This window comes from Salinarimonas rosea DSM 21201 (assembly GCF_000429045.1).
Classification (GTDB): domain Bacteria; phylum Pseudomonadota; class Alphaproteobacteria; order Rhizobiales; family Beijerinckiaceae; genus Salinarimonas; species Salinarimonas rosea.
In genome coordinates, this window is record NZ_AUBC01000004.1 from 167,492 (window position 1) to 189,254 (window position 21,763).

At 73.4% G+C, this 21,763-nt stretch carries 17 protein-coding genes; 5 read left to right on the forward strand and 12 right to left on the reverse strand.

Annotated elements, in window-relative coordinates:
- Nucleotides 1-3: 3 nt before the first annotated feature.
- On the reverse strand, nucleotides 4-324 hold the full coding sequence (locus G407_RS0103105; protein ID WP_029029631.1) for a 2Fe-2S iron-sulfur cluster-binding protein: 321 nt from the start codon (nucleotides 322-324) through the stop codon (nucleotides 4-6).
- Between the two features lie 81 nt (nucleotides 325-405).
- Nucleotides 406-753: an Hpt domain-containing protein gene (locus G407_RS0103110; RefSeq protein ID WP_029029632.1), complete on the reverse strand. Its 348-nt coding sequence runs from the start codon at nucleotides 751-753 to the stop codon at nucleotides 406-408.
- A 248-nt stretch (nucleotides 754-1,001) separates the two neighbouring features.
- Between G407_RS0103110 and G407_RS0103115 the strand changes: the two genes are divergently transcribed.
- Both G407_RS0103115 and hemF read left to right on the forward strand, forming a co-directional pair.
- Complete coding sequence (locus G407_RS0103115) at nucleotides 1,002-7,040, forward strand: apolipoprotein A-IV repeat region-like domain-containing protein (RefSeq protein WP_029029633.1); 6,039 nt, start codon at nucleotides 1,002-1,004, stop codon at nucleotides 7,038-7,040.
- A gap of 13 nt (nucleotides 7,041-7,053) precedes the next feature.
- Nucleotides 7,054-7,980 carry an oxygen-dependent coproporphyrinogen oxidase gene (gene hemF, locus G407_RS0103120; protein ID WP_029029634.1) on the forward strand — a complete coding sequence of 309 codons (927 nt, stop codon included), beginning with the start codon at nucleotides 7,054-7,056 and terminating at the stop codon, nucleotides 7,978-7,980.
- Nucleotides 7,981-8,013: 33 nt separating this feature from the next.
- Here the strand turns inward: hemF and G407_RS0103125 are convergent, their stop codons facing one another.
- From G407_RS0103125 to araD, 6 genes are read right to left on the reverse strand one after another with little or no spacing between them, the layout of a single operon-like run.
- Entirely contained in the window at nucleotides 8,014-10,029 is a 2,016-nt protein-coding gene (locus G407_RS0103125) for an alpha-glucosidase (RefSeq protein ID WP_029029635.1), read from the reverse strand.
- A gap of 12 nt (nucleotides 10,030-10,041) precedes the next feature.
- Entirely contained in the window at nucleotides 10,042-10,827 is a 786-nt protein-coding gene (locus G407_RS0103130; protein ID WP_029029636.1) for an SDR family NAD(P)-dependent oxidoreductase, read from the reverse strand.
- 1 nt (nucleotide 10,828) lies between these two features.
- The gene (locus tag G407_RS0103135) at nucleotides 10,829-11,722 is read right to left on the reverse strand and encodes an SMP-30/gluconolactonase/LRE family protein (protein ID WP_029029637.1); all 894 of its coding nucleotides are present in this window, start codon (nucleotides 11,720-11,722) and stop codon (nucleotides 10,829-10,831) included.
- Nucleotides 11,719-12,618, reverse strand: a complete 900-nt coding sequence (locus tag G407_RS0103140; protein WP_052340888.1) for an aldose 1-epimerase — start codon at nucleotides 12,616-12,618, stop codon at nucleotides 11,719-11,721. Before G407_RS0103140 ends, G407_RS0103135 begins: the two co-directional genes overlap by 4 nt.
- A 23-nt stretch (nucleotides 12,619-12,641) precedes the next feature.
- Nucleotides 12,642-13,448 carry an HpcH/HpaI aldolase family protein gene (locus G407_RS0103145; RefSeq protein WP_029029639.1) on the reverse strand — a complete coding sequence of 269 codons (807 nt, stop codon included), beginning with the start codon at nucleotides 13,446-13,448 and terminating at the stop codon, nucleotides 12,642-12,644.
- Between the two features lie 7 nt (nucleotides 13,449-13,455).
- Nucleotides 13,456-15,192 carry an L-arabinonate dehydratase gene (gene araD / locus G407_RS0103150; protein WP_029029640.1) on the reverse strand — a complete coding sequence of 579 codons (1,737 nt, stop codon included), beginning with the start codon at nucleotides 15,190-15,192 and terminating at the stop codon, nucleotides 13,456-13,458.
- Between the two features lie 324 nt (nucleotides 15,193-15,516).
- Between araD and G407_RS0103155 the strand changes: the two genes are divergently transcribed.
- Nucleotides 15,517-16,554, forward strand: a complete 1,038-nt coding sequence (locus tag G407_RS0103155) for a LacI family DNA-binding transcriptional regulator (RefSeq protein WP_029029641.1) — start codon at nucleotides 15,517-15,519, stop codon at nucleotides 16,552-16,554.
- A gap of 13 nt (nucleotides 16,555-16,567) precedes the next feature.
- On the opposite strand, the gene G407_RS0103160 is transcribed toward G407_RS0103155, so the two are convergent.
- The 4 genes from G407_RS0103160 to dapD all read right to left on the reverse strand — a co-directional run bounded on the left by G407_RS0103160 (nucleotide 16,568) and on the right by dapD (nucleotide 20,274).
- Nucleotides 16,568-17,179 (reverse strand): alpha/beta hydrolase, encoded by a 612-nt coding sequence (locus tag G407_RS0103160; RefSeq protein ID WP_029029642.1) that lies wholly within the window; start codon nucleotides 17,177-17,179, stop codon nucleotides 16,568-16,570.
- Between the two features lie 14 nt (nucleotides 17,180-17,193).
- Nucleotides 17,194-18,135, reverse strand: a complete 942-nt coding sequence (locus G407_RS0103165) for a ring-cleaving dioxygenase (RefSeq protein ID WP_043538796.1) — start codon at nucleotides 18,133-18,135, stop codon at nucleotides 17,194-17,196.
- Between the two features lie 125 nt (nucleotides 18,136-18,260).
- Complete coding sequence (dapE, locus tag G407_RS0103170) at nucleotides 18,261-19,421, reverse strand: succinyl-diaminopimelate desuccinylase (RefSeq protein WP_029029644.1); 1,161 nt, start codon at nucleotides 19,419-19,421, stop codon at nucleotides 18,261-18,263.
- A 7-nt stretch (nucleotides 19,422-19,428) separates the two neighbouring features.
- Nucleotides 19,429-20,274: a 2,3,4,5-tetrahydropyridine-2,6-dicarboxylate N-succinyltransferase gene (gene dapD, locus G407_RS0103175; protein WP_029029645.1), complete on the reverse strand. Its 846-nt coding sequence runs from the start codon at nucleotides 20,272-20,274 to the stop codon at nucleotides 19,429-19,431.
- A gap of 228 nt (nucleotides 20,275-20,502) precedes the next feature.
- Between dapD and G407_RS25440 the strand changes: the two genes are divergently transcribed.
- On the forward strand, nucleotides 20,503-20,835 hold the full coding sequence (locus G407_RS25440) for a hypothetical protein (protein ID WP_342418126.1): 333 nt from the start codon (nucleotides 20,503-20,505) through the stop codon (nucleotides 20,833-20,835).
- A gap of 129 nt (nucleotides 20,836-20,964) precedes the next feature.
- Nucleotides 20,965-21,756 (forward strand): Crp/Fnr family transcriptional regulator, encoded by a 792-nt coding sequence (locus G407_RS25445; protein ID WP_052340889.1) that lies wholly within the window; start codon nucleotides 20,965-20,967, stop codon nucleotides 21,754-21,756.
- Nucleotides 21,757-21,763: the final 7 nt, after the last annotated feature.

Below are 21,763 nucleotides of genomic sequence, written 5' to 3' on the forward strand. Positions count from 1 at the left end.
GTCTCAGCCCTGGCGGGCGGGAGTGCGCACGGTCAGCCCGTCGAGGTCCTCGCGGACGCGGATTTGGCAGGAGAGTCGCGAGCTCGGCTTCACGTCGAAGGCGAAGTCGAGCATGTCCTCCTCCATCGGCTCGGGCTCGCCGACCTTCTCGCGCCAGGCGTCCTCCACGTAGACGTGGCAGGTGGCGCAGGCGCAGGCCCCGCCGCATTCGGCCTCGATGCCCGGCACGCCGTTGCGCACCGCGGCCTCCATCACGGTGGAGCCCGGCTCGGCCTCGACAGTGCGCGCTTCGCCCTCGACGTCGATGAAGGTGATCTTGGCCATGGGGTCTCCCGGATACGGCTGCGGCGCCTCGCGGGGGAAGTGTGCGCTGGCGCGCGCGCTGTCAAGCACGAGCTCGGCAGCTCAGCCGGCACCGTCCGCCAGGTCCACGACCGTCGCCCCGATCACCCCGCGGGTCAGCGCGACCGCCTCGGCGAGCCGCGCGCGCTCGCCGTCGATCTCGTGGCCGGCGCGCAATCCGTGCTCGCAGGCCTCGGCGCAGGCGGCGACCCGGAAGGCGCCGACGCCGCGCGCGGAGCCCTTCAGCGTGTGCGCGGCATCGATCCGCGCGCCCGGCTCGCGCGCCTCGGCGATGAGCGGCGGCAGCCGGTCGAGCTGACCCTCGAACAGGCCGAGCACCTCGCGGGCGAGGTCGGCGTCGCCGAAGGTCTGCGCATCGAGATGCGCGCGGTCGAGAAGAGGCGTGTCCACAGGTTCGGCGAGCTCCTGCGCGCGGTGTGGGGCGAAGACTCGCGAGGGCCGGTAACCATAGCGTTAACGAAAACCTAAAAACGCCTGTGTGGCCGGGTTTCCTAGAGCCCCGCGGCTGTCTACAGTCGCCCGCAAGATCGCGGTAGTGCGTCGATGGCCAGGAGGCGGGCCGGAGGTCGCGCGAGGCGGGCGAGCGCCGACGAGCGCGTGCGTCCTCCGCCGCGGAGTTGCGTTATCGAGGCGGCGACATGGCGACTGAGAAAAAGCTCCAGGATCGGACCGAGGCCGCGTTTTCGGCGATCGAGCAGGCCCTGAACCTGGAAAAGGCCGGGAGCGATCCCGCGCGCGCCGAGAGCGCTCCGGCCGGGGCGGACGCACGGGCTCCCGAGACGGCGTCCGTCGAGCGGGCGCCCTCCCCGGACGAGGCGCGAATCGCCGAGGTCCGTGCCAGCTTCGCCGAGGAGCTGCGCCTCCCCGAGATCCGCGAGGACGAGCTGATGCGGACCTCCGGCTCCGCCAACGCGGCGCAGGAGCGCGGCAGCACCGCGGTCGCCGAGCCCGTCGCGCCGACGGGCGAGCCCCTCGCCTTCGGCCCCGACACGTCCCGGGTCGCCAACGACGACCGTGCCCATGTCGGGGCGCTGATGCAGGCGCTCCAGGCGCGGCCCTCCCGCAAGCCCTACGCCTGGGCGGCGGCGGCCTCGCTGGCGTGGATGCTCGGGCTCGTCGCGATCGCCGCCGCAGAGGCCGGCCTCGACGCGCTCGTCGGCCCGTGGACGCCGGGCGAGCTCGCGGTCGCGCTCGTCCTCGTGCTTGCGCCGGTCACCTTCCTGTTCACAGCCGCGATCCTGACGGTCCGCTCGCAGGAGATGAAGCTCGTCGCCCGCTCGATCCGCGAGGTGGCGATGCGCCTCGGCCAGCCCGAGACCTTCTCGACCGACGCCGTGCAGACCGTCTCGCAGGCGGTGCGCCGCGAGGTCGCCGCCGTCGGCGACGGCATCGAGCGCGCGCTGGCCCGCGCGGGCGAGCTGGAGACGCTGGTGCGCTCCGAGATCGCGACGCTCGAGCGCGCGTATTCCGACAACGAGATCCGCATCCGCTCGCTGGTGGACGAGCTCGTCGCCCAGCGCGAATCGATCGTCACCAACGCCGAGCGCGTGCGCGGCGCCATCACCGGCTCGCATCAGGCCTTCGCCGCCGATCTCGAGAGCGCGAGCCAGCGCATCGTCGAGGCGATCGGCGTCACCGGCGAGCGGGTCTCCGGCTCGCTCGACGCGCAGGGCGCCTCGATCACCGTCGCGCTCGGCCGCGCCGGCGAGCGGGTCGTGGAGGACATCGGCCTGCGTGGGGACGAGCTCGTCGCCCGCCTCGCGGGCGCGGCCGACGACATCAAGGCCGGCGTCGCCGCGACCGGCGACGACCTCACCCGCGCCCTCGACGAGCGCGCCCGCGCGCTGACCGCCGGGCTCGGCGAGAGCGCGGACGCCGTCACGCAGAGCCTGTCGGTGACCGGCGAGACCGTCGTCGCCTCCCTGACGCGCCAGGGCGAGGAGATGCGCTACGCCTTCGAGCGCACCGCGCAGACGCTGGAGGAGAGCTTCGTCGCGCGCGGCGCCGAGCTCGACGCGCGCCTCGCCAAGACCGGAGAGATCGTCTCCGCCGACATCGCGGCGCGCGGCGACGAGATCGGCGCACGGCTCGAGAGCGCCGGCGCGAGCATCGCGGCCGGCGGCGACGCCGCCCGCGAGCGCATCGAGGATGCGGCGGGCGCGCTCGTCACCTCCCTCGCCGAGCGCGGCGACGCGCTGGCGGGGCGCCTGGAGGCGACGTCCGAGCGGCTCGAGGCGTCGATCGCGCAGAGCGGCGCGATGCTGGAGGAGCGCCTCGGCGCCACCGGCGAGCGCCTCGCCGGGATCATCGACGAGCGCGCCGGGGCCGCGACGAGCGCCATCGAGCGCGCGTCCGAGGACGTCGCCGGCACGCTCGCGAGCCGCACGGACGCGTTCCGCGTCACCTTCGACGAGGCGGCCGCGGCGCTCTCCGCGGCGCTCGGCGGCCATCAGGACGCCTTCGTCCGCAGCGTCGCCGAGCACGAGCAGGCGCTCGCGCGCGCCCTCGAGGAGGGCGCGAGCCGCACCCGCGAGGACCTGGCCGATACCGGGCGCGAGGTGGTGCGCGCCATCACCACGCAGGGCCTGCGCATCAACGAGGCCCTGCAGAAGACCGGGGCGAGCCTCGACGAGACCGTCGGCGCCCGCGGCGGCGCGCTCGACGCGCTCCTGGCGGAGCGCCTCGCCGGCTTCGAGAGCGTCATCGTCGAGCGCGGCGGCTCGCTGGCCGAGCGGCTCGGCGCCACCGCGCAGGAGATCGACGGGTCCATCGCCGACAAGCTGAGCCGCCTCGAGGCGACGATCGTCGAGCGCGGCGGCGATCTCGCCGACCGCTTCGGGCGCGACGTCGAGACCTTCGCGAGCGTCGTCGTCGACCGCTTCGGCGAGATCGACCGCGTCATCAACGTCCAGGGCGCGGCGCTGGCGGAGACGCTGGCGCAGAGCGCCCGGGCGGCGACCGAGACGATCGAGCAGCAGCTCGCCTCGCTCGAGGCCCGCTCCGAGACGCGGGCGCTCGAGATCACCGCGACCTTCGACGAGCTCGTCGCCAAGGTCGACCAGAGCCTGGGCGCGCGCTCGAGCGCGCTCAACGAGGCGCTCGTGGTGCGCACCGGCGAGATGGCTCGCGTCCTCGCCGAGGGCGGGCGCGAGGTCGCCCGCTCGCTGGAGACGCGCGCCGCCGAGATCGGCGACATCGTCGCCGCCCGCTCCGCGGCGCTGTCCGAGACGCTCTCCGGCAAGGCCGCGGAGATCAACGCGGTGCTCGGCGGGCGCGCGGAGGAGATCGCGCAGACGCTCGACAGCCGCGTCGCCGATCTCGAGACCCGCGTCGTCGGCCGGCTCGAGACCGTCGCCGAGACGCTCGACGCCCGCGGCCGCGCCATCGACGAGACGCTCGAGGCCCGCGCCGACTCGCTCGCCGCGATCTACGACGCCAGCGGCAAGGCGATCGACGAGACGCTGGCCGCCCGCGGCGAGGCGCTCGCGACCCTCTTCGACGCCCGCGCCCGCGAGGTCGCGCAGACGCTCGATGCCCGCACCGACGGGCTCGCGCGCGTCTTCGACGAGAAGGGTGCGCTCATCGCCAGCACGCTCGAGGCCCGCGGCCGCGAGGCGGCGGACGCGCTCGACGCCCGCACCCGCGAGGTCGCGGCCTCGCTGGGCAATCGCATGGGCGAGATCGCCTCGCTGCTCTCCGAGTCGAGCCGCTCGCTCGCCTCCGTCATCGATGAGCGCGGCGAGGCCGTGGTGGGCACGCTCAGCGCCCGCATGGGCGAGATCCGCGCGCTCTTCGACGATCGCACGGGTGCCTTCGCCACGCTCCTCGACGAGCAGGGCCGGCGCGTGCTCGACACGCTCGGCGCCCGGATGGAGGAGGTCACCACCCTCCTCGACGACCGCACCGGCACGCTCGCCGGCCTGCTCGACGACCGCACCGCGACCTTCGCCGGCCTCGTCGACGACCGCGGCCAGGGGCTCGTCGATGCGCTCGGCGCGAAGCTCGGCGAGACCGCGACGCTCCTCGACGCCCGCTCCAAGCTGTTCGCCAGCCTGCTCGACGAGCGCGGCGAGCGGCTCGTGGCGACGCTCGGCGCCCGCGTCGGCGAGATCGAGGACCTGCTGGCGACCGGCGGTGAGCGCCTCGGCGCCGGCCTCGACCAGCGCGGCGAGGCCCTCATCGGCAGCCTCGAGGAGCGGATCGGCCGCGTCGAGGCCCTGTTCGACGAGCGCGGCGCGCGTCTCGGCGAGGCGCTCGAGCGCAGCGGCGACGCCCTCGTCGGCGGCCTGGAGAGCCGGATCGACCGAATGGGCACGCTCTTCGACGAGCGCGGCGCGGCGCTGGGCGTCTCGCTGGCCAAGACCGGCGAGGCGCTCGTCGGCGGCCTCGAGGCGCGCATCGGGCGCGTCGAGGCTCTCTTCGTGGACGGCGAGGCGCGGCTGGGCACCACGCTCGACCAGCGCGGCGAGGCCCTGCTCGGCCAGCTCGAGACCAAGGTCGGCCGCGTCTCGGCGCTGTTCGACCGCGGCGGCGCGACCATCGCCGAGATCCTCGACAAGCGCTCGGACGCGATCATCGTCTCCATGGGCGAGAACATCGACCGCATGACCGGCGTGCTCGACGGGCGCACCAGCGCCCTGACGCAGTCGCTCGACGAGCGCACCGGCGCCGTGGCGCACCTGATCGAGGAGCGCGGCGACGCGCTCGTGGGCGCGCTCGGGCATCGCCTCGGCGACCTCGAGGGCCTGATCGACGGCCGCGGCGGCGCGCTCGTCGCGGCGCTCGGCGCCCGCGCCGACGCCATCGGCCGCGACGTCGAGGCGCTGTCGCGCCAGCTGACGGAGTCGCTCGGCTCACAGAGCCGCGACCTGCTCGACGGCCTGCGCAGCCAGGGCGCCGCGCTGGAGGAGGCGTGGAGCCGGTCGAACCAGACGCTGCGCACGAGCCTCGACGAGGGCACGCGCGAGGCGGTGACGACGCTCGTCTCCACCAACGAGCGCATCCGCACCGAGCTCGGCGGCGTGCTGTTGCGCCTCCACGACGCCAACCGCGCCCTGCGCGACGTCGCCGGCGCCACGGCGGGCAGCCTCGGCGAGGTCGAGCAGGCGCTCGGCGGGCGCGCGCAGGAGATCGCGCGCCTCATCGAGGACGTCGCGCGCCAGACCCGCGACGCGGCCGAGCGCGTCGAGCACCAGGTCGCCGCGCTGGGCGCGGTCTCCGGCGGCGCGATCCGCGAGGCGGGCGAGCTCGCCGTGCTGCTCGACGAGCGCGGCCGCAGCGTCTCGGATTCCACCCGCGACCAGCTCGCCGCGCTCACCGAGGCGACGACCGCCCTCGAGCGACTCGAGAGCCGCCTCGACGGCTCGCTCGGCGAGCGCTCGCAGACGCTGGAGGCACTGCTCGGACGCATCGAGGAGCGCTCGGACGAGATCGAGCGGGCGACGCGCGCCTTCTCCGGCCTGATCGAGGGCTCGCTCGCGCAGGCGGAGACCCGCGCGCGCGACATCGGCCAGGTCCTCGCCGCCACCGCGGAGAGCACGACGAAGGCGATCGACGGCGAGTTCGAGAAGATCCGCGCCGCGACCGGGGACCAGCGCACCCGCACCGCGCTCGCCATCCGCGACGCCTACGGCGAGGTCGCCGCGGACATGAACGCGGCGCTCGAGGGCGCGGCCGGGCGCTTCCGCGACGCCGCCGACGAGCTGCGCGCCATGACCGCGCGCATCCACGAGGAGCTCGAGAGCACCCGCGCCGAGCTGCGCCGCGGGGTGCTCGAGCTGCCCAAGGAGACGGAGGAGAACGCCGCCGCCATGCGCCGCGTCGTCTCCGACCAGATCAAGGCTCTCAACGAGCTCGCCTCCCTCGTCAGCCGCTCGAACAAGGCGGTGGACACGATCTCGGCCGAGGCGGCCCAGGCCGGGACGCATCGTGCGGTCGCCGGCGCGGCCGGCGGCGGGGTGACCGCGGCGCAGGCGACCTACCAGACGGCCGCGGTGAGCGTCCCCGCCTCGAGCCCTGCGCCGGCACGCCCCGCCGAGCCCTACGCCACGGCGCCGGGCCTGCGCGGCGCCGCCGGCCCGGCCGGCGCAGCCAACGGCGGCAACGGCGGCAACGGGAACGGCATGCCGCGCGGCGAGAAGATGTCGCTCAAGCGCGACGAGCCCGCCCCGCGCGACGCCGGCCGCGCCGGCTGGCTGTCGGATCTCCTCGTGCGCGCCTCCGAGGACGAGGCGCCCGTGCGGGCGCCCCAGAGCCAGCCTCAGCCCGAGCGTGCCCGGGAGCCCGCACCCCAGGCGCGGCCCGAGCCGGTTGCGCAGCGCACCCGGGGCGGCAACGCGCTCGACAGCCTCAACTCGATCTCCGTCGACATCGCCCGGATGATCGTGCACGAGGCCGCGGTGGACTTCTGGAACCGCTACGAGCCCGGCGTCATGGCCGAGTTCGAGCCGCGGCTCTACACCCAGCAGGGACGCCAGACCTTCGAGGAGATCCGCCGCAAGTACCGCCGCGACGCGGAATTCCGCCAGACGGTCGACCGTTACGTCGAGGAGTTCGAGCGGCTTCTCACCGAGGTCGCCCGCGACGACCGGGACCAGGTGCTGACCCGCACCTACCTGACCTCCGAGACCGGCAAGGTCTACACGATGCTCGCCCACGCGAGCGGGCGCCTGGCGTGACGGAGGAGCGGGGATGACCGACGCGACGCCCGACCCGGCGCCCTGGGACCCGGCCGACGTCGAGCGGCTCCAGGCGGCGATGCCCGCCTGGTGCGCCGAGCTGCAGGGCCGGATCACCGCCGCCTTCGAGGCGATCGAGGACGAGGCGACGGGCCCCTTCGATGCGGAAGCGCCCGGCGAGCCCGGGCGCTTCGAACGAGCGCCCTGGTCGCGCAAGGACCACACCGGCGCCGACGGCGGCGGCGGCACCATGGCGATGATGCGCGGGCGCGTGTTCGAGAAGGTGGGCGTCCACGTCTCGACGGTGCACGGCGAGTTCGCGCCCGAGTTCCGCGGCCAGATCCCCGGCTCGGACGCCGATCCGCGCTTCTGGGCGGCGGGCATCTCGCTCATCGCCCACCCCTGGAACCCGCACGCGCCGACCGTGCACATGAACACGCGCTTCGTGAAGACGACGAAGCCGTGGTTCGGCGGCGGCGCGGACCTGACGCCGGTGCTCGAGCGCAGGCGCACGCAGGACGACCCCGACAGCGCGGCCTTCCACGCCGCCATGCGCGGCGCCTGCGAGGCTTATCGCGACATCGCCGACTACGACCGCTACAAGGCCTGGTGCGACGAGTATTTCTGGCTCAAGCACCGCAACGAGCCGCGCGGCATCGGCGGCATCTTCTACGACTATCATTGGTCGGGCGACCCGGACCGCGACCTCGCCTTCACCAAGGCCGTGGGGCTCGCCTTCCTCGAGATCTACCCGCGGATCCTGCGCGCCGACATGGCGACGCCCTGGACGGCGGAGGACCGGCGCGAGCAGCAGATCCGCCGCGGCCGCTACGTCGAGTACAACCTGCTCTACGATCGCGGCACGATCTTCGGCCTCAAGACCGGCGGCAACGTCGCCTCGATCCTGTCGTCCATGCCCCCGACGGTTCGCTGGCCGTGACGGGCGCCTCCTCCCCTCCGGGGAGGACGCGGATCAGCCCGTCGCGAACTCCCGCCGCACGCCCTCGAACAGCTCGGCGAAGGCGCTGCCCTCGCGCCAGAACACCGGCGGCTCGCCGAACGGTGCCGCGACCGTGGCGTCGCGTCCGCCATCGAAGCGCGCGCCGGACCACAGGTGCACCCAGCGTGCGCCGGCAGGGAGCCAGGTCGTCCACTCCCGCTCGCCCGCCCGCCAGACCGGCGCGACGAGGAGGTCGCGGCCGTAGAGATAGGCGTCCTGCACGTCGAAGGTCCGCTCGTCCTCCTCGAAGTGGAGGAAGAGCGGCCGCTGGCAGGGCAGCCCGGTCTCGACGGCGTCCGCGACGAGCCCGCGCAGGTAGGGCACGAGCGCCTTCCAGATCCGCGTCGCGCGGGCGAAGTGGGCGAGCAGCTCGGGGCTGTCGTCGAACTGGATGTTCTCGCGCGGGCGGTTGCCCTCGTGCGTGCGCATCACCGGCGTGAAGGCGGCCATCTCCGCCCAGCGGATCATCAGCTCGGCGGTGCGCACGTTGCCGAACAGGCTCGTGTAGCCGCCGATGTCGGAGTGGTGATAGGCGTTGCCGACGAGCCCCGCCGACAGCGCCCCGCAGATCACCGTGACGAGCCCGTCGTGGCGCGAGAAGTCGACCGACTGGTCACCGGCCCAGAGCAGCGGGCAGCGCCGCTGCACGCCGGTGAAGCCCGCGCGCATGAAGAACAGCGCCTCCCCCGTCATGCCCCGGTTCTCGACCGCCCGGGCGTTCACCTCCGCCCAGAGGACCGGCCAGGCATTGTGCATCATCATCGGGTCCGAGCCGTCCGAGAGGACGACGTCGATGGGCAGGTACTCGCCGAAGTCGGCCATCCAGCCGGACAGCCCGGCATCGATCATCTCCCGGCCGATCACCCGCTCCTCGAACCAGGCGCAGGCGGCCGGCGCGGTGAAGTCGACGATGCCGCAGTCGAACTCGCCGAAATCGACGCGGTAGGTCTCGCCGGCCCGGTTGCGCGCGAGGTGCCCCGCCGCCTCGGCCTCGGGGAAGAGCGTGCCGTCGACCGCGAGATAGGGGTTCACGTAGCCCATGAAGCGGATGCCGCGCGCGTTCAGCGCCGCGATCGCGTCGCGAAGGCCCGGGTACCAGCGCTCGTTCGCCCGCCAGTCCCAGAACAGCCGCCGGCCGAAGGAGGTGTCGCGGATGCCGACCCAGTCCTCGCACCACAGTGCCGAGACCGCGCAGCCGGCCTCGAGGAACTTCTCCAGGCGCGGGAGCGAGTTGGCGCCGTCCTTCAGCCCGATGATCGCGCCGTTCATCACCCAGTCCGGCAGCGGCGGCTGGCGGCCGAAGCGCTCGGAGAGGCGCGACACCAGCGCCTCCAGGCGGGGCGCGCCGAACATCTCGATGCGCTCGGGCACCGCCCAGACCTCGATCTCGTGGAAGGAGCGGCGGCGGAAGTCGAAGGCGGAATAGGCCGTCGTCTCGACATGGAGCGCGTAGCGGCGCGTCGAGAGGAAGGTCGGCTGCGGGTAGTTGGTATGCCAGTAGTCGCCGCCGGCGCCGCCGGTCTTGTCGGCCTGGAACGTGATCTCGCTTTTCTTGTCGCGCCCGACGCCGGGCTCGGAGGTCCACAGCGGGAACTTGCGGCCGGAGAGATCGAAATACGACATTTGCTCGCCGCCGCCGTAGACCCGCTCGCCCGGCTCCGCCTCGACGCGCAGCCAGAACCGGTCGATCGCCGCGTCCGCCTCCACGAACACGAGCGCGCCGGCCTCCTCGTCGCCCTCGATCGCCGCGACGAGGCGCGGCTTCGCCTCCGGGCTCGTCGAGAAGGCGACGAGCCGCCCCGCGACAGCCGCGTGCCGCAGGCCGACGCGCTCCTCGACGTGGTCCTCGATCTCGAAATTGCCGCGGTACATCGCGATCCGCGGCTCGCCGCGCCCGACGAAGAGGCAGGGCCGGTCGGGCCGGTGCCGCAGCACGAGACGCGCGCCGAGGTACAGGTCGAAGCCGTCGTCGACAGCGACGAGGTGCATGGGATGGTGCCTTCAGTTCTGGGTGAGGCCGGCGTCGACGACGAAGTTCGCGCCGGTGCACCCGGCGCTCTCCTCGGAGGCGAGGAAGAGCGCCATGCGCGCGACGTGGCTCGCGTCGAGCCGGAACTTGAGCGCCTGGAGATCGATGAACTGGCGGTTCAGCTCGGGCGTGAGCCAGAGCGTCTCCTGGCGCTCCGTGAGGATGGCGCCGGGCACGAGGCAGTTGACGCGGATGCCCGAAGCGCCGAGCTCGCGCGCGAGCGTCCTGGTCAGGCCGTTGATGGCGGCCTTCGCCGTCGTGTAGCCAACCATGCCCGGGCGCCCGCGCATCCAGGAAATGGAGCCGAGCATGATCACCGCGCCCCCGCCCCGCGCCGCCATGCCGGGCGCGAGCGCCTGCGTCGCGAAGAAGTGGTGGTCGAGGTTGAGCGCGAGCGTGCGGCGCCACGCCTCCGGCTCCACGCTCTCCATGGCGTGGCGGTCGTCGCGCCCCGCGTTGTTGACGAGCGCCGCGACGCCTTCGTAGCGCGCCTCGACGCGCGCGAGCGTCTCGCGCAGGGCCGGGATGTCGGTGATGTCGCAGGCGTCGAACGCCGCGCCGGTCTCCTCGGCGAGCGCACGGCCGGCCGTTTCGTCGATGTCCAAGAAGGCGACCTGCGCCTCCTGGGCGGCGAAGGCACGGACCATCTCGGCGCCGATGCCCGAGGCACCGCCGGTGATCACCACGGCGCGGCCCTTGAGGGAGCGGTAGCGGACCGACCCGTAATCGTGGAGACCCGTTCGCGCGTCGCTGGCCATGTCACAGATCCGGATCGAAGAGCGGCTCGAGCCGCCCGGGCACGTCGACGTCCAGCGCGAACAGGCCGCCGGCGTGCGGCGTCTCGGCGAGCTCCGCCTCGGGCCGCCCGGCGCGCGCCGTGGTGACATAGAGGGTCTTCAGGTCGCGCCCGCCGAAGGCGACCATGGTCGGGCAGCGGGCGGGGATCGGGATCTCGGCCAGCAGCGCGCCGTCCGGCGCCCAGCGCTGGATCCGGGAGCCCTCGTAGAGCGCCGTCCAGTAGCAGCCGTCGACGTCGGGCGCCGCGCCGTCCGGCCGCGCCCGGTCCGCCGCGTCGCGATCGAGCCGGCAGAAGACCTCGCCCCCGCCGAGCGCGCCGGTGGCGGGATCGTAGGCGTAGCGGGTGACGGTGAAGCGCGGCGTGTCCGCGTGCCAGAGCCTGCGGCCGTCGGCGGAGAAGGCGAGGCCGTTCGAGGTCATCAGGCCGTCGAGGAGCTTCGTCAGCCCCGAGCGGTCGAGCCGGTAGAGCCCCGCGCGCCCGCCGCGCTCCTGGTCGATCGTGCCGACGAGGAAGCGTCCGGCGGGATCGACGCGCCCGTCGTTGAAGCGCGACCAGGCCTGGTCTTCCGGGTTGTCGGCGAGCTTCCGCAGGATCGCCCCGTCGCGCCCGACGAGGAAGACGCCCGAGCGCATGCCGGCGATCAGCGCGCGGCCGCGGGTGAGGCCGATGCAGCCGATGTCCTCGCCGACCGCGGCGACCGCGTGCGCACCGCTCTCCGGGTGGTAGCGGTGGATGGCGCGGCCCCCGATGTCGACGAACCAGAGCGCCTGCTCCTGTGCGTCCCACAAGGGGCTCTCGCCGAGCGCGGCGGCGCAGTCGAGGACGAGGCGGACCTCGTGCGGGGCGCGGGTCATGGCAGGCGTTCCACGGCGATGCGGGCGCTGGCGACGAGGCGCTCGTTCGGCGCGAGGATGCGCAGGCCGTGGTCCTTCACCTCCGGCATGCGGTTGATCGCGTCTGGCATGTGCGACACCGGCTCGACACAGAAGAAGTCCTTGCCCGGCGGCACGAAGACGACGCAATGCCCGAACAGCGCGTCCGCCGTCACGGCGAGCGCGAGCCTGCGGTCCGGATAGACGATCTGCGCCTCGCCGCCGAAGCCGGAGAAGGCGTTGTCGAGCGCGGCGGTCTCGACCTCCCGCGGGGCGGAGAAGTCGAAGTCGCCGGTCGGCGCCTCGCGGCGCACGGGGATCTCGCGCTCGTCGGCGATCCAGACGCTGGTCGCGCGAAAGCGCAGGGTCGCGCCGGGACGACGGGGGAAGTAGGGGTGGAAGCCGAGGCCGCAGGGCATGGGGCGCGCGTCGCGGTTCTCGACGGCGAGCGTCATCACGAGCGAGGTGGTCTCGAGCGCGTAGGTCAGCTCGGCGCGCATGCGGTAGGGCCAGAGGCCCGCGCCGTCTCCGGCGGGATCGTGATCGAGGACGAGCGTCGCCGCGCTCCCGCCGCGCACGCCGACGTCCCAGGCGCTGCGCCAGCCGATGCCGTGGAGGTAGTGCGGGCTGTCGCCGAAGTTCGGCACGAGCCGGTGCTCCTCGCCGCAGAAGGCGAAGCGCCCCCGGTCGATGCGCCCGGAGACCGGGACGAGGGGGAAGGAGGATGTGAGCGTCGCGTCGCCGCTCGCGAGCATCTCGGGCGTCGTCTCGCGCAGGATCGGCACGTCGCCGACGCGAAACCCCGCGATCGCGCCGCCGAGGGCCGGCGCGAGGTCGAGGGCGAGCTCGCCGTTCGTCAGGGTCACGATTTCGGTCATGGCCGGGATCCTCTCCGCCGCGTTCAGTAGGCGGCCGTGGGGCCGCCCTGCGGGGACGCGCCGGCGCCGCGCAGCGTTCCGAGCCAATCCGCGGCCCGGCCCGTCATCATCGCCACGTCCGAGGCGACCGCGGCGAAGGAATAGCCGTAGTCGAGGAAGCGCGCGACCATGTCCGGATTCGGCCCGACGATGCCGATGGGCTTGCCCACCGCCTTCGCGCCCTGCGCCGCCTGGGCGATCAGCGCCTGAACCTCCGCGTGCCCCACCTGCCCCATCCGCCCCATGGCGGCGGAGAGGTCGCCCGGGCCGACGAAGAGCGCGTCCACGCCCGGCACCGCCGCGATCTCGGCGAGCCGCGCGATGGCGCGGGGCGTCTCCAGCTGGACGATCACGAAGGTCTCGGCGTCGGCGCGGCCGAGATAGTCGCTCGCCCGCCCGAAGCGCGACGCGCGGTGCACGGCGGCGACGCCGCGCACGCCGGTGGGCGGATAGCGGGCGAAGGAGACCGCCGCGCGGGCCTCCTCGGCGCTCTCCACGAAGGGCACCATCACGGTCTCGGCGCCGAGATCCAGCACGCGCTTGACCATGACCTGGTCGTTCCAGGGCAGGCGCACCACAGGCGCCGCGCCCGTGCAGCCGATGGCGCGCAGGATGTGGGCGAGGTCGCCGAGGTCGATCGGCACGTGCTCCATGTCGACCACGAGGAAGTCGAAGCCGACGTGCCCCATCGCCTCGGCGGTCGAGGGCGCCGCCGCCATCAGCCACGAGCCGAGCGGCGCGGAGGGGCCCGCCGCGAGACGGCGCTTGAAGCGGTTGGTGACGTCGATCATCGCGGCCTCAATAGATCGGCGGCTCGGGAACGGCGGGTCCCGCGGCCAGGAAGTCGAAGTCGCAGCCCTCGTGCGCCTGGGAGACGTGGCGCTGGTAGAGGGCGGCGAAGGATCGGTCGTAGCGGTAGGCGGTCGGCGTCCATTCCGCGCGGCGGCGCGCGAGCTCGGCCTCGTCGACCTTCATGTCGAGGCGCCCCGCGGCGACGTCGAGCACGACGCTATCGCCGGTGCGCAGCAGCCCGAGCGGCCCGCCGATGGCGGCCTCCGGCGAGACGTGGAGGATGCAGGTGCCGTAGTGCGTGCCGCTCATGCGCCCGTCGCAGATGCGCACCATGTCGCGCACGCCGGCCACGAGCAGCTTCTTGGGGATCGGCAGGTTGCCCCATTCCGGCATGCCCGGCGCGCCGACGGGGCCGGCGTTGCGCAGGACGAGGACGGTGTTCTCGTCGACATCGAGATCGGGGTCGTCGATCGCGGCCTTCATCGCGCCGGGATCGTCGAAGACGAGGGCGCGGCCCTCGTGGCGCAGGAATTTCGGGCTCGCGGCGGAGGTCTTCATCACTGCGCCGTCGGGGGCGAGGTTGCCGCGCAGCACCGCGAGCGTGCGGCCCTGCTCCAGCGGGACGGCGGGGTTGTCGAGATCGCGGACGACGTCGTCGTTCCAGCACGCGGCGCCTTCGAGCGCCTCGCCGAGCGTGCGGCCCTCCACCGTCGGGCGGGAGAGATCGAGATGCGCCTCGAGCTTCTTCAGCAGCGCCGGCAGGCCGCCCGCGAACCAGAAGTCCTCCATCAGGTAGTCGCCCGAGGGGAACAGGTTCGCCAGGACCGGGATGCGCGCGGACACCGCCGCCATGTCGTCGAGGGTGAGATCCACGCCCGCGCGCCGCGCCATGGCGACGAGATGGACCGCGGCGTTGGTCGAGCCGCCCATGGCCATGTAAGCGACGAGCCCGTTCGTGAACGTCTCGCGCGAGAGGATGGTCGAGGGCTTCACGTCGTCCCAGATCATCGCGACGATCCGCTCGCCGCAGGCCGAGGCCATACGGGCGTGGCCGGAGTCGACGGCGGGGATCGAGGACGCGCCGAACAGCGTGAGGCCCATCGCGTCGACGATCGAGGTCATGGTGGAGGCGGTGCCCATCGTGTTGCAGGTGCCGGCCGAGCGCGTCATCCGGCTCTCGAGGTCGACCCAGTCCTGCGCCGAGAGGCGTCCGGCGCGGTACTCGTCCCAGTATTTCTTGGTGTGCGTACCCGCGCCCGTCTTCACGCCGCGCCATTGCCCGTTCGACATCGGCCCCGCCGGGCAGAAGATCACCGGCACGTCCATCGAGATCGCGCCCATCAGCAGTCCCGGCGTGGACTTGTCGCAGCCGCCGAGCAGCACCGCCCCGTCGACCGGGTGGGAGCGCAGGAGCTCCTCCGCCTCCATGGCGAGGAAGTTGCGGTAGAGCATGGTGGTGGGCTTCACCATCACCTCGCCCACCGAGAGCGCCGGCAGCTCGACCGGATACCCTCCCGCCTGCCAGACGCCGCGCTTCACCGCCTGCGCGCGCTCGCGCAGATGCGCATGGCAGGGGCTCATGTCGGACCAGGTATTGAGGATCGCCACCACCGGCTTGCCCATGAACTCCTCGCGCCGCATGCCCATCTGCTGGGTGCGCTGGCGATGCGCGAAGGCGCGCATGTCGTCGGCGGCGTACCAGCGCTGGGATCGCAGGCTGTCGAGGGTGCGGCGGGTGGTCATCGAGCCTCTCTGGGGGTCGCTCCGATCACGCATCTTAGCGCTGCGAAATTCGGGCGCAAGGTGGGCGATGAGGAGCGGGAGCGGGTGCGCGCGCACCGCGCGGTCGTGCGTCCGTGAACGCGCGCGCGCCCTTCGACGCCGATGGAGGCGTCTTCCGACGCGGCGTGCGCCCGCCGCTCATCATGGCTCCGGAGGATCCGGATCCCGGACGTGCTCCGCAATCCGGGACGACATCCGCTGTCGCCCCGGCCGGCGGCCCGTTTGACACTGCATCCCGCATCCGCCAACGTCGCATCATCACAGCGCTACGATCGGGGACCGAGCATGGACGACGCGGGGCCGATGCGGCGGCGGGGGCGGCGCAAGATGCAGGCGGTGACCATGTCGGAGGTCGCCGCCGCCGCGGACGTGTCCGCCTCCACCGTCTCGCTCTATTTCCGTCGCCCGAAGAGCGTCTCGCCGCCGGCCCGCGAGGCGATCGCGCGCGCCGTGGCGGAGCTCGGCTACGTGCCGAACCTCGTCGCGGGCGGGCTCGCGGCGGCATCCTCGCGGGTGGTGAGCCTCATCGTCCCCTCCGTGCGCAACGCCTTCTTCGCCGAGACCGTCTCGGCGCTCGAGGCGGCGCTCGCGCCGCACGGGCTGCAGGTGCTGCTCGGCCACACCGAGTACGATCTCGCCCGCGAGGAGGCGCTCGTGCGCACGGCGCTCGCCTGGGCGCCGGCGGCCGTCGTGCTCACGGGGCTCGAGCACAGCCCGGACACCCGCGCGCTGCTGAAGAAGGCGCGGGTGCCGGTGGTCGAGATGTGGGAACGCGGCGCGCCGCCGGTCGACATGGGCGTCGGCTTCGATCACGGCGCGGTCGGCGCCACCGTCGCGCGGCGGCTGATGGCGCGCGGGCGCCGCCGCCTCGCCTTCTGCGGCGCGCGCATGCAGGAGGACCGCCGGGCGGCGCAGCGCGCGAGCGGCTTCGCCGCGGCGGCGCGGGCGGAGGGGATCGAGGCGGCGATCCTCAACCACCCCGGCCCCGCCGACCCCCAGGCCGGCGCCCTGCTCCTCGATCGCGCGCTGCGCGAGCTGCCCGACGTCGACGGCATCGCCGCGTCGAACGACCTCGTCGCGATGGGCGCGCTGTTCGAGGCGCAGCGCCGTTCGCTGCCGGTGCCGGACCGCCTCGCCCTCGTGGGCTTCGGGGACCTCCCCTTCGCCGCCGCCTGCGTGCCGCCGCTGACGACGATCCGCCCGGCGGGCGACCTCGTGGGCCGCGAGGTCGCGCGGCTGGTGCTGGCGCGCATGCGCGGCGAGCCGGTGCTGGAGCGCGCCGTCGACACGGGTTTCGTGCTCGTCGAGCGCGTTTCCGGCTGACGGGCCCGCGAGTTCACCCCGCGGTCGCGAGGAACTGGCGGGCGAGATCCAGGTCCGGGCGCGTCAGCCCGTGGCCGACGGGAAGCGTCTCGTGCGTCACGGACGCACCCGCCTCGCGCAGCCTGGCCGCGAGGTCGCCGACGTCGGCGGCGGGGACGATCGGGTCCATCGCGCCGCTGACGATCAGCACCGGCGTGCCGTCGAGCCCACCTGCCGGCGCCTCGCGCAGCGGCGTCATCGCCCGCCACAGGACGGCGCCGGCGAGCACGCCCGGATGACGCCACATCAATGCCGCCGCGATGTTCGCGCCGTTGGAGAATCCGACCGCCACCGGCGCGGCGAGCCCGTAGGCCGCGCGCATCTCGGAGACGAAGCCGGCGAGCTCGTCGGCGCGGGCGCGCACGTCCGCCTCGTCGAAGACGCCTTCCGAGAGGCGCCGGAAGAAGCGCGGCATGCCGTTCTCGAGGACCTTCCCCCGCGGCGAGACGAAGGCGCGCCCCGGCGCGATCTCGGGCACGAGGGGAACGAGGTCGTGCTCGTTCCCGCCGGTCCCGTGCAGGAGGAGAAGGGGCGCACGCGCCGGATCGCCCGGCGCGTGCGTGTGGACGAAGGAGAGGTCGGCCATGGTGCGGGCACTCCTCACAGGGGCGGCAGGACGGACTCGATGCGCGCGCGCTGCGGCTCGAGGAAGGCGGGGAGCTTCAAGGCCTCGCCCAGGCTCTCCGCCGGCTCGTCGGCGGCGAAACCGGGCTCGTCGGTGGCGATCTCGAAAAGCACGCCGCCGGGCTCGCGGAAGTAGATCGAGCGGAAGTAGTTGCGGTCCTTCTGCTCGGTCGCCGGCAGGCCCATGGCGGCGAGCCTGTCGGCCATCGCGGCCTGCGCCGCGTCGGACGCCGCACGGAAGGCGACGTGGTGGACGGAGCCGGCGCCGAGCCGCGGACGCCCGGCCGCGCTCTCGACGAGCTCGACCGCGGCGCCGAGCCGCGCCGTCCCCTCGAAGCGCACGCGCCCCGCCTCCCGCGCGGTCTCGCGCAGGCCGAACACCTCGGTCAGGACCGCCGCGGTGCCCGCGATCGCGCCGACCTCGAGCGTCACGCTCTCGAAGCCGCGGATGGCGTGCGCCGGGTCGATCCCCTCCACCGCCCAGGCGGGCTCGTCCTCGGCGCCCTCGACGCCGACGAGCGCGAGGCGCATGCCGTCCGGGTCGCGGAAGGTCACGACCGGCCGGCCAAAGCGGGTCGTCGGCCCCTCGTGGTCGACCGACACCTGCACGAAGCGCGCGAGCCAAGAGCCGATCGCCGCTTTCGGCACGCGCAACGCCGTCTCGCCGGTCTCGCCCGCGCCCGCCCTGCCCGGCGCCGCGTTCGCCCAGGGAAAGAAGGTGAGGATCGTGCCGGGCGATCCCGCCGCATCGCCGAAATAGAGGTGGTAGGTGCCGGGATCGTCGAAGTTGACGGTCTTCTTCACCAGCCGCAGCCCGAGGACGCGGGTGTAGAAGTCACGATTGCGGCGGGCCTCGCCCGAGATCGCGGTGACGTGGTGGAGACCGGTGCTCGTGGTCTCGCTCGTGGAACGGCTCATGGCGCATCTCCGAAGGAAGGTGGCGCGCGGTGCACGCCCGTCTTGCCGGAGAATGTGCGACAGGGAAAGAAAATTGCGAGCGTGGAAAGGTCGAGATTGCGGCCCCGCAAGGAACTCGGCGGATATCAGCCGGCGAAATACGCCTCGAGCACCCGCCCGTAGATCGCCTGCAGACGCTCCAGCTCCGCGACGGGCACGCGCTCGTCGACCTGGTGCATGGTCTGCCCGACGAGGCCGAACTCCAGCACAGGGCAGTAGTCCTTGATGAAGCGCGCATCCGAGGTGCCGCCCGTCGTGGAGAGCGCCGGGCGGATGCCGGTCTCCGCCTCGACGGCGTCCTGGACCCGGCGGACGAACTCGCTCGGCTCGGTGAGGAAGGCGACGGCGTTCGTGTCCTCGAACTCGGCCTCCCAGCGCACGGCGTTGCCGGCGGCATCCTCGAGCCGGCGGCGGATCTCCGCTTCCAGCGTCGCGGGCGTCCAGAGATCGTTGAAGCGGATGTTGAAGGCCGCGCGCGCCTCGCTCGGGACGACGTTGGTGGCCGGGTTGCCGACGTCGACCGTCGTCACCTCGAGGTTCGAGGCGGAGAAGTGGTCGGTGCCCGCGTCGAGCGGCGTCGCCTTCAGCCCCGCCAGCAGCCGGACCATGCCCTCGATCGGGTTCTGCGCGAGATGCGGGTAGGCGACGTGGCCCTGCTTGCCGTGGACGACGAGCCTGCCGGAGAGCGAGCCGCGCCGGCCGATCTTGATCATGTCGCCCAGCCGCTCGGGGTTGGTCGGCTCGCCGAGGATGCAGGCGTCGAAGCGCTCGCCCCTGGCCTTCGCCCATTCGAGCAGCTTGACCGTGCCGTTGATCGCCGGCCCCTCCTCGTCCCCCGTGACCAGCACGGCGATCGAGCCGGGGAAGTCCGGGCGCGTCGCCACGAAGTCCAGCGCCGCGGCGAGCATGGCGGCGATGCCGCCCTTCATGTCCACCGCGCCGCGCCCGTAGAGCACGCCGTCGACGATCTCGCCGGAGAACGGCGGGTGCGTCCAGCGGCCCTCGTCGCCCGGCGGGACGACGTCGGTATGGCCGGCGAGCACGAGGGCCGGGGCGCCGGTGCCGATCCGCGCGTAGAGGTTCTCGACGTCGGGCGTGCCGGGCGCCGAAAAGGTCGGCCGCTCGACCGCGAAGCCCGCCGTCTCGAGCACGTGCGCGAGGAGCGCCAGCGCGCCGCCCTCCGCCGGCGTCACGGAGGGGCAGCGGATCAAGGCCTGGGCGAGGTCGACGGCCGAGCGGGGGTTCATCGGAAGCTCAATCGCGCAGGAGGTCGTTGATCGCGGTCTTGGCGCGGGTCTGGGCGTCGACGCGCTTGACGATGACCGCGCAGGCGAGGGACGGGCCGGGCGAGCCGTCCGGCAGCGGCTTGCCGGGGAGCGCGCCCGGCACCACCACGGAATAGGGCGGGACCTTGCCACGGAAGACCTCGCCGGTCTCGCGATCGACGATCTTGGTGGACGCCGAGATGAAGACGCCCATGGAGAGCACGGACCCCTGCCCCACCACGACCCCCTCGACCACCTCCGAGCGGGCGCCGATGAAGCAATCGTCCTCGATGATCGTCGGTCCGGCCTGGAGCGGCTCCAGCACGCCGCCGATGCCGACGCCGCCGGAGAGGTGCACGTTCCGGCCGATCTGGGCACAGGAGCCGACGGTCGCCCAGGTGTCGACCATCGTGCCCTCGTCGACGTAGGCGCCGAGGTTCACGAAGGAGGGCATCAGCACGACGTTCCGCGCGACGAACGCGCCGCGGCGCACGACGCAGCTCGGCACGGCGCGGAAGCCCGCCTCCTTGAAGCGCCCGGCGTCCCAGCCCGCGAACTTCGAGGCGACCTTGTCCCACCACACGGCTCCGCCGGGACCGCCCTCGATCACGCTCATGTCGTTGAGGCGAAACGAGAGGAGCACCGCCTTCTTCAGCCATTGGTGGACGACCCATTCGCCGTCGACCTTCTCGGCGACGCGGGCGCGGCCGGAATCGAGCGCGGCGAGCGCCTCCTCGACGGCGTCGCGGACGGCGCCGGTGGTGGCGGGGCCCACGTTCGCACGGTCCTCGAAGGCGGCGTCGATGGTCGAGGCGAGATCGGCGAGGGTGGTCATGGCGGCGCGGGCTCCGGCGGATGGCTCGCCCGCTGCTTAGCAACGGCGGCGCCCCAGGTGAAGCCGAAATGCCGTGCGTCCGGGTCTACGGTACGCCCGCGCCCGCGCGACCGGACCCCGGCGAACGACCGACCACCCGTGCATGTACCTAGAGCCTGCGTGAGCTAACCAATGTTGTAGACGCGGCCGTGCCGCTCCCCGAGAGTCGGCGCGGTTGGCTCGAGGCCGATGTCGGTGATCGCCATGAACATCATTTCACTAGCATTAACAAAACGGAACGGGCCGAGGTCCGAGGGCGATCCCGCGTATAACCTGTTCAGGCGGCGCGAGGAGCCGCAGCTCTATTGCGCAGTGCCGGAGCATTACCCGGTCCCCTCCTTCATCATCGGGGAGGCCTGGGATTTCGGCGGGCGTCTGGACAACGCCACGGCGGCCCCGCTGGGCTTCGATGCGGACGCGGCCCGCCACGGTGTCGCGCTGACGGGGTACTACCTCTTCCTCGCGGATCGGTGGGGCCCCGCCCACGCCGCGCACGCCCATCTGGAGGGCGATCGCGCGTGATCGACGTGGAACGGCCCTTGCGGTGGGCGCGAAATCCCGCGAGCATGCCCGCGCGAGCGGAAGCCGGCATGCGGCCCTCGCGAGGACGAGGTCGATGATCCAACCGAGCCCGAGGCGAGCGGCGTGCCGATGAGCGCCGAGCCGATCGTCCGACGCCTGTCCTCCTACGTCGCGCTGACGGACGAGGACGCGCGCCTGCTCGAGGACCTGTGCCGCGAGCGCGTCCGCCGCGTCGGCCCGCGCGAGGATATCGTGCGCGAGGGCGAGCGCCCGCATGCGCTGTACGTCCTGCTCGACGGCTGGGCGGCGCGCTACAAGTCGCTCGAGGACGGCCGGCGGCAGGTCCTCTCCTTCGTCCTGCCCGGCGACCTGTGCGAGCAGCACGTGCTCCTGCTGCCGCGGGCGGACCACAGCCTCGGGGCCATCACCTCGGTCACCGTGGCCGAGATCCCGGCCGCCCGCGTCGCGGACATCGCCGCCGCGAGCCCACGCCTGTCGACGGCGCTGGCCTGGTCGGACCTGTGCGCCCACACGCTCCAGCGCGAGTGGACGGTCAATCTCGGCCAGCGGTCGGCGCTCGAGCGCATGGCGCATCTGATCTGCGAGCTGTTCCACCGCCTGCGCGCCGTGGGCCTGACGCACGGCCTCTCTTACGAGCTGCCGGCGACGCAGGCGATGCTGGCGGACGCGACCGGCATCTCCGCTGTCCACGTCAACCGCACCCTCCAGGAGCTTCGCGCCGCCGAGCTGATCACCCTGCGGGGCCGTCACATGACGATCCACGACCTGGAGGCGCTGGAGGCCGCGGGCCTGTTCAGCCCGTCCTACCTCCATCTCGACCAGGCCGCGAGCCCCACCGCAACGGCGCCGGACGGCCGCGCGCCCGTGCTCGTCCTGCGCAGCATCGCGACCGAAGCGTGACGGAGGG